Raw genomic sequence first — 7,100 nt, 5'->3', positions numbered from 1 at the left:
ATGGGCCTGTCGGCCCGCCCGCGCTTCAGCTTCTCCTGAGTTGTGCAGACCGCTGATCATTGACAGGGTGCTTAGCCGGCCGCAAACTGGAGTAATCTCGCTCGCCACCTCAGGTGGCCTGAACTGAAGAAGGGCTCACCGTGTCGATGCCGACGTCGAAGCCAAGCGGAGATCAAACGATGCTCGCGGCGGTGTTGTCGCCCGACAGTGCTGAGTTCGTCCTTGAGCGGGTTCCGGTTCCTGCGCCCCGCGCCGGGGAAGCGCTGATCCGTGTTGCGGCGTGCGGAGTCTGTCACTCCGACTTGCATGTACTCAAAGGCGAGATTGCGTTCCCCCGCCCCGCGGTGCTGGGTCACGAGATCAGCGGCACCATCGTGCAGCTCGGTGACGGCGTCGAAAACCTCCGAGTTGGAGACGCCGTCGTCGGGGGGTTCATCATGCCGTGCACCCGGTGCGATGAGTGTCAGCGAGGCCGCGATGACCTGTGTCCGCAATTCTTCGCCCAGAACCGGTTGAAGGGCGCTTTGTTCGACGGTGAAACCCGCCTGAGGCGCACGGACGGGTCACCGCTGGCCATGTACTCGATGGCGGGTCTCGCCGAGTACTCGGTGTGCCCGGTGAGTGCCTTGGCGGTTCTCCCGTCAGAAGTGTCGATGACAAGTGCCGCTGTGCTGGGGTGTGCCGGGATGACCGCGTACGGAGCCGTCCACCGCGCCGGCAGCGTCCAACCCGGCGCGACGGTTGCCGTGGTCGCAGTGGGTGGACTAGGCATGTCCATGGTTCAACTCGCCGCGGCGGCGGGGGCGTCGACGGTGGTAGCGGTCGACGTCAACGACGAGAAGCTTGCGATGGCTCGTCGTCTAGGGGCTACGCACACGGTCAACTCAGCGAAGGAAGACGCGCACGCTGCGGTGCGAGCGGCGACCGGTGGCCGGGGAGTGGACGTGGCGATCGAAGCTCTGGGCCGTCCGGCCACGCTGCGGCTGGCGGTCGATGTACTGGCCGACGGCGGCCGGGCGGTTGCGGTCGGACTGGCAGCGGGGAACGCGGAAGTCGGCATCGAGATCACCCCTTTCGTCCGGCGCAGCCGCTCGCTCATGGGTTCCTTCGGAGCCCGGACACGTACCGATCTGCCGGCGGTGGTCGACCTTGCCGCCCGTGGCTCGTTCGATCCTGACGCGCTTGTCACTGACGTGTTCTCTTTGGAAGACGTCAACGAAGCCTATTCACGCTTGGACGGTGGCGACATCCTCGGGCGGGCTGTGGTGTCGATGGGGTCGTCGTTGTCCTGACCAAGTCACCGCACGGGCCGCGGAGCTGGGGTCAGGAGCTGATCGCGTGGGCCTTCACCGGCGGGACCGAGGATCCTGGGTCCGATTTCGGTGCGCTCGGACACGAGCACATCGGCTCCAAGTAGGTGGCGATGACGTGGTGCGTCCCTAAGGCCGTCGTCGTGGGTGAGCATTGAGAGCTCAGGTCGCCACCTCTGGCGAACAGCTCCACACGACCCGCCAATACGGCTCGCTCAGTCCCCGCTGATGCTCGTGCCCATCAGCTGGACCGTGAGATGCGGGTGCTGTCTTTCAGGTACGTCTGGTTGCCGTGGGCTGCCGTCCGCGCGGGTGTACAGGATGCGGTCGCTGTACTCAGACACGCTCCAGCGCGCAGCGATCTCGTGCCCCCCGTGGCCCGTCGTGGCCCGGGCACCCGTCACCGCTTGCGCCGAGGTAGCGAAAGGCGCCGCTGGGCCTGGGGCCGCAGGAGCTGCGGGGCACCGATCGGTGGGCTGTCCGCGCAGTGAGGGCGGGATGAGGGTGGTGCCTGGATCACCCCTGCTGGTCGGCCCGGTTCTTTTCCATCGCGGCGGCGACGGCTTGGGCGCACTCGGCGACGGCGGGTGCCGCGGCACGCACGGTCTCGTCGGTGAGGCGAGCGGCGGGACCCGAGACCGAGCAGGCGGCGATGGAGGGCCCGACCTGGAAGGCCACCGCCAGGCACCGGACGCCGATCTCCTGCTCACCGTCGTCGATCGCGTAGCCCTGTTGGCGCACACCGTCGAGGGCGGACCTGAGGGCGTCGGGGGTCACGATGGTGTGGGGCGTCTGGGCGGTGAAGTCGAGAGAGTTGATCACCCGGTCCGCCTGCTCGGGGTCCAGCGCGGCGAGCATGGCTTTACCCACTCCCGTGCAGTGCGGGCTGACCCGTCGTCCGACCTCGGTGAACATCCGCATGTTGTGCCGGGAAGGCACCTGGGCGACGTAGACGACGTGACTTCCGTCGAGGACGGCGAGGTTCGCCGTCTCCCCCACGACGTCGACGAGACGGGTCAGGTGAGGCAGGGCCCACAGGTGCAGCAGCGAAGTCGCTTTCTGTCCCAGGCCGATGAGGCGTGGGCCCAGACCATAGCGCCGGTCGGGCAGCCGGCTGACGTGGCCACTGCTCGCCATGGTCTTCAGCAGGCGGTGGGCCGTCGGCAGCGGCAACCCCGAGAGATCGGCGACTTCGCTGAGGGAGAGCTGACCGCCATGGTCGGCGAGCAGTGACAGCACGGTGAAGGCCCGCTCCACCGATTGCACGCCGCCATCCCCACGACTGGCAGGGACAGGAGTCGCGTCGGACGGCGGCGTCAACATGCTTCCAGCATACGGAAGCAATCTCTCGAAATCGAGGGTCACACCCTTGACGTTGTCACTCGATCACTGGAAGACTCCGCATCGCGGATGAAGTAGTCCGCATCCCGGAAGTGGTGTGTCGAGGGAGACAGCCGATGACTGCGATCGACCGGATCGAGACCCTGCGCCGGGGCCCAGTCCTCGCTGTCCGCGTCACCACCGCCGACGGCGCCGTGGGCATCGGGCAGGCAGCGCCCTACCAGGTCGAGTGCACCGAGCAGGTCCTGCACGCGATGGTCGCCCCGTCCTTCCTAGGCACTGACCCCGCTGACGTGGAAGCCGTGACCCGCCAGTGCTTCCGCGAGCACTACAAGTTCCTCGGAAGCTTCTTCAACCGGGCCGTGGCCGGCGTCGAGACCGCCGTCTGGGACCTGCTGGGCCAGCTCTCCGCTCGCCCGGTGCACCAGCTGCTCGGCGGGACAGTGAGGACCCGCGTCCCCGTCTACCTCTCAAGCATGGTCCGCGACCGCGGGCCGCAGGAGGAGCTCGCCCACCTGCAAGCCCTCATCGAGCGCGACGGGTTCACCGGCGTCAAGATCCGCATCGGAACCCCGATGGGCGCCGACGTCGACCAGTGGCCCGGACGCACGGAACAGCTCATTAAGAGCATGCGTGACGGCCTCGGCGACGAGCTCTCCATCCGGGCCGACGCCAACGGCGGGTACTCCGCCGCGGAGGCGGTCCGCGTCGGGCGAATGCTCGAAGAGCACGGCTACTTCCACTTCGAGGAACCGTGCCCCTACCCGCAGATCGAGCAGACCGGATCCGTCGCCCAAGCCCTGGACATCCCCATCGCCGGCGGCGAACAGGACACCTCCCTCGAGCAGTTCGCCCGCATCCTCCAGCACGGCTTCCTCGACATCGTCCAACCCGACATCGGCTACCTGGGCGGTGTAGGACGGGCGCGGGAGGTCGCGGCCATGGCCGACGTGTTCGGCGTCCCCTGCACACCGCACTGCGCCAACCACTCCCTGCTCGAAGTCTTCACCCTGCACCTGGCGGCCGCGATGCCGGCCTGCGGACAGGCCCAGGAGTGGAGCGCCGAAGACGTCGCCTGGGCGCGCGACGTCTACGAACCGGCACTCGAGGTCATCGACGGTCACGTCAGCCTCCCCACCGGACCCGGCTGGGGCGTACGCCTCACCGAGCGCTTCACGCAGGAAGCCGTACGCGCCGTCTCCCCTGCCACCACCTGACCCACCGCTCCGCAGAGGAGTGGTCGTTCTACCCCCATCCGTCACCTTCGGACTCGCTGAACCCGCTGGACGCGCTGGACGCGCTGGACTCAGCACCGGCGAGGTGCCGGCACACCACGACGTCTGCTCCGCACGACACCCCATCGAGGAGATCTCATGACCCTGGACATCAACGGATCGCGTAGCGCAGAAGACGAGACCGTCCTCACCCCTCGCGCCCAGGCCCTCCTGGAGCTCCTGCACACCGAGCTCGAAGACGAGCGTCAGCGCCTGCTCGCTGAACGCAAACGGCGCGCCGAACGCATCACCGCCGGCGAGGACTTCGACTTCGACCCCGCCACTGCCTCGGTGCGTGAAGCGTCGTGGACGGTCGCCCCAGCGGCCCCCGGCCTCGACGATCGCCGCGTGGAGATCACCGGTCCGACCGACCGGCGGATGACCGTCAACGCGCTGAACTCCGGAGCGAAGGTCTGGCTGGCCGACTTCGAAGACGCCATCACCCCGACCTGGCGCAACGTCGTCGACGGTCAGGTCAACCTCTACGACGCCATCCGCCGTCAGGTCGACTTCACCACCGACGCCGGACGGCGCTACGAGCTCGCCCAGGACGTCGCGACCATCGTGGTCCGCCCCCGCGGCCTGCACCTGGACGAGGCCCACGTCCGCGTCGGGGAGGACCCTGTCGCCGGTGCCTTCTTCGACTTCGCCATCTACTTCGCCGCCAACGCCGAAGCCCTCCTCCAGCAGGGCAGCGGGCCCTACTTCTACCTGCCCAAGCTGGAGAGCGGGGAGGAGGCTCGACTGTGGAACCGGGCCTTCGTCCTGGCCCAGGACGCCCTCGGCATTCCCCAGGGGACCATCCGGGCCACCGTTCTGATCGAGACGCTGCCCGCAGCGTTCCAGATGGAGGAGATCCTCTACGAGCTGCGCGATCACGCGGCGGGCTTGAACGCCGGGCGCTGGGACTACATGTTCAGCCTCATCAAGTACTACCGCTCCCGCGGCGCGGACTGGGTGCTGCCCGACCGCAACACCGTGACCATGACCGTCCCGTTCATGCGCGCCTACACCCGTCTGCTGGTGCGTACCTGCCACCGCCGCGGTGCCCACGCGATCGGGGGGATGTCCGCCTTCATCCCCAACCGTCGCGACCCCGAGGTCAACAACGCAGCGCTGGAGAAGGTCCGCGCGGACAAGCACCGCGAGGCCGGCGACGGCTTCGACGGCTCGTGGGTCGCCCACCCGGATCTGGTCGCCATCTGCCGTGAGGAGTTCAGCGCTCTTCTCGGCTCCCAGCCGAACCAGAAGGCAGTCATTCCCGACGTCTCCATCACCGCCGCCGATCTGCTCGCCGTGGCCGACACTCCCGGAGAGGTCACCCGCGACGGTCTGCTCAGCAACATCTCCGTCGGGGTGCGTTACCTCGAGGCGTGGCTGGAGGGGACCGGGGCCGTCGCCATCGACAACCTGATGGAGGACGCCGCCACGGCGGAGATCGCCCGCTCCCAGGTGTGGCAGTGGATCCACAACAGCGTGCAGATGGCCGACGGGGAGACCGTCACCGCTGACCTGGTCAACCGACTCCTCGACGAGCAGCAGGCACGCTCGCAGTCCCCCAGCGCGGCACCGGCGCGGGAGTTGTTCGAGAAGGTCGCCGTCGACGCCGACTACGTCGAGTTCCTCACCCTCGCCGCCTACCCCAGCCTCGTGGAACCCTCGGCCCTTGCCGTCGCCTGAACGCCCATCCAGGGTCCACCCCCTCGTGCATCCACTGGATGCATACCTCACGCACGGACCGGCGCCCACTCACGACGAAGGAGTTGTAGTGAACACCCACAGCCCCACCTCCACATCCACGCCCGACCCCGCCCCCGCCTCTGGCCCTGCCCCCGCCCACGTCCCCGCCCCGCAGCCGACGCTCCAGGGGCCGCTCACACGCCGACACCTGCTCGGTCTGGGCGCCGCCACCGCCACCACGCTGGGTCTGGCCGCCTGCGGGGTCAGCCCCCAGCAGACCGGTCAAGGCTCACCGGAGGGAACCATTCGTTTCGCCTGGTGGGGCAACGACAGCCGGCAGAAGATCTTCACCGAGTTCGCCGGTGGCTTCGACGGCGGCACGGTGAAGGTCGAACCTTCGGAGTACAGCGGGTACGGCGACCGGCTCTCCGTCCAGGCCGCGGGCAAGAACCTCCCCGACGTCCTCTGGATGCCGGCGAACCTCGCCCTCACCTACGCCACCCGTGGGGCTCTCTACGACCTGGGCACCCTGCCGGAGGGAACCATCGACTACTCCGCCTTCGACCCGCAGGTGGTGGAGTCCTGGAAGCTGGGCGGCAAGCAGTACGGCCCCGTCTACAGCCAGTACAGCACCTGCACCCAGGTGGACACGACAGCGATGGCCGCGGTCGGTATCCAGGATCTGCCCGATGACGAGAGCTGGACCTGGGACGACCTGTCCACCCTCGCCGCCGACTACGCCCGGGCCAAGGGAGAAGGCAACTGGGGCATCGCGAACCAGTCCACCTTCTACCAGCACGCCCACCTCTGGATCCGTCAGCAGGGTGCTGAGGTGTTCACCCCCGACGGGAAGATTGGCTTCGACGTCGACGTCCTGGGCAGCTGGTTTGCCTGGTGGCAGAAAGCCACCGACGCCGGAGGGGTGATGCCCACCCAGATCTCAGCCGGCAAGACCCAGTGGACCCAGACCGGCGGCAAGACCGCCCTCTACCTCGTCCAGCTGAACCAGTTCCAGGACAACGCCTCCTTCTCCGGGGAGAACGAGCTGCAGCTGGTGAAGTCGCCCGTCGCCGCCGGCGCGGCCCCGGACTACCAGTTCAAGTACTACACCCGCCTGTGCAGCGGGGCGAACACCACCAGTCCCGAGCTGGCGGGGCAATTCATCAACTTCTCCCTCAACGACCCCTCCAACGCCGATGTGGTCGGCCTCGCCTCCGGCATCCCCTCCAACCCCGAGATCGTCGCCGCGATCAAGGCGGCCGCAGACCCCACGGCGATGAAGATCCTCGAGATGACCGACCGCATCGACGAGCAGCCCATGCGGGCCCGGCCCGAGCCCCCCGTGGGCGGTGCCAACTGGCAGACGCTGGTCGAGAAGGCCGGCGACGACATCTTCAACGGTGGCGTCGCCATCGACGCCGCCGTGCAGGAAGGCATCGCCACCTTGCAGGCGGCCCTGGACAAGGGCTGAGTCACCCGACCGAACCGACAGGAG

The 7,100-nt window shown here is 68.1% G+C and carries 5 protein-coding genes; 4 read left to right on the top strand and 1 reads right to left on the bottom strand.

Annotated features, from left to right (window positions below; all coding sequences use genetic code 11):
• Nucleotides 1–146 precede the first annotated feature (146 nt).
• Entirely contained in the window at nucleotides 147–1,292 is a 1,146-nt protein-coding gene (locus KRAD_RS22750; RefSeq protein ID WP_012088077.1) for a zinc-binding dehydrogenase, read from the top strand.
• A 534-nt stretch (nucleotides 1,293–1,826) separates the two neighbouring features.
• Here the strand turns inward: KRAD_RS22750 and KRAD_RS22745 are convergent.
• Entirely contained in the window at nucleotides 1,827–2,633 is an 807-nt protein-coding gene (locus KRAD_RS22745) for an IclR family transcriptional regulator (RefSeq protein ID WP_083782347.1), read from the bottom strand.
• Between the two features lie 134 nt (nucleotides 2,634–2,767).
• Between KRAD_RS22745 and KRAD_RS22740 the strand changes: the two genes are divergently transcribed.
• The 3 genes from KRAD_RS22740 to KRAD_RS22730 all read left to right on the top strand — a co-directional run bounded on the left by KRAD_RS22740 (nucleotide 2,768) and on the right by KRAD_RS22730 (nucleotide 7,076).
• The gene (locus tag KRAD_RS22740; RefSeq protein ID WP_012088075.1) at nucleotides 2,768–3,868 is read left to right on the top strand and encodes a mandelate racemase/muconate lactonizing enzyme family protein; all 1,101 of its coding nucleotides are present in this window, start codon (nucleotides 2,768–2,770) and stop codon (nucleotides 3,866–3,868) included.
• A gap of 156 nt (nucleotides 3,869–4,024) precedes the next feature.
• The gene (gene aceB, locus KRAD_RS22735) at nucleotides 4,025–5,605 is read left to right on the top strand and encodes a malate synthase A (protein WP_012088074.1); all 1,581 of its coding nucleotides are present in this window, start codon (nucleotides 4,025–4,027) and stop codon (nucleotides 5,603–5,605) included.
• Nucleotides 5,606–5,693: 88 nt separating this feature from the next.
• On the top strand, nucleotides 5,694–7,076 hold the full coding sequence (locus KRAD_RS22730) for an ABC transporter substrate-binding protein (RefSeq protein ID WP_012088073.1): 1,383 nt from the start codon (nucleotides 5,694–5,696) through the stop codon (nucleotides 7,074–7,076).
• Nucleotides 7,077–7,100 lie beyond the last annotated feature (24 nt).

The organism is Kineococcus radiotolerans SRS30216 = ATCC BAA-149 (assembly GCF_000017305.1).
Classification (GTDB): Bacteria; Actinomycetota; Actinomycetes; order Actinomycetales; family Kineococcaceae; genus Kineococcus; species Kineococcus radiotolerans.
Note: the sequence above shows the minus strand (reverse complement) of the source record. Positions and strands in the feature narration are given on the sequence as shown.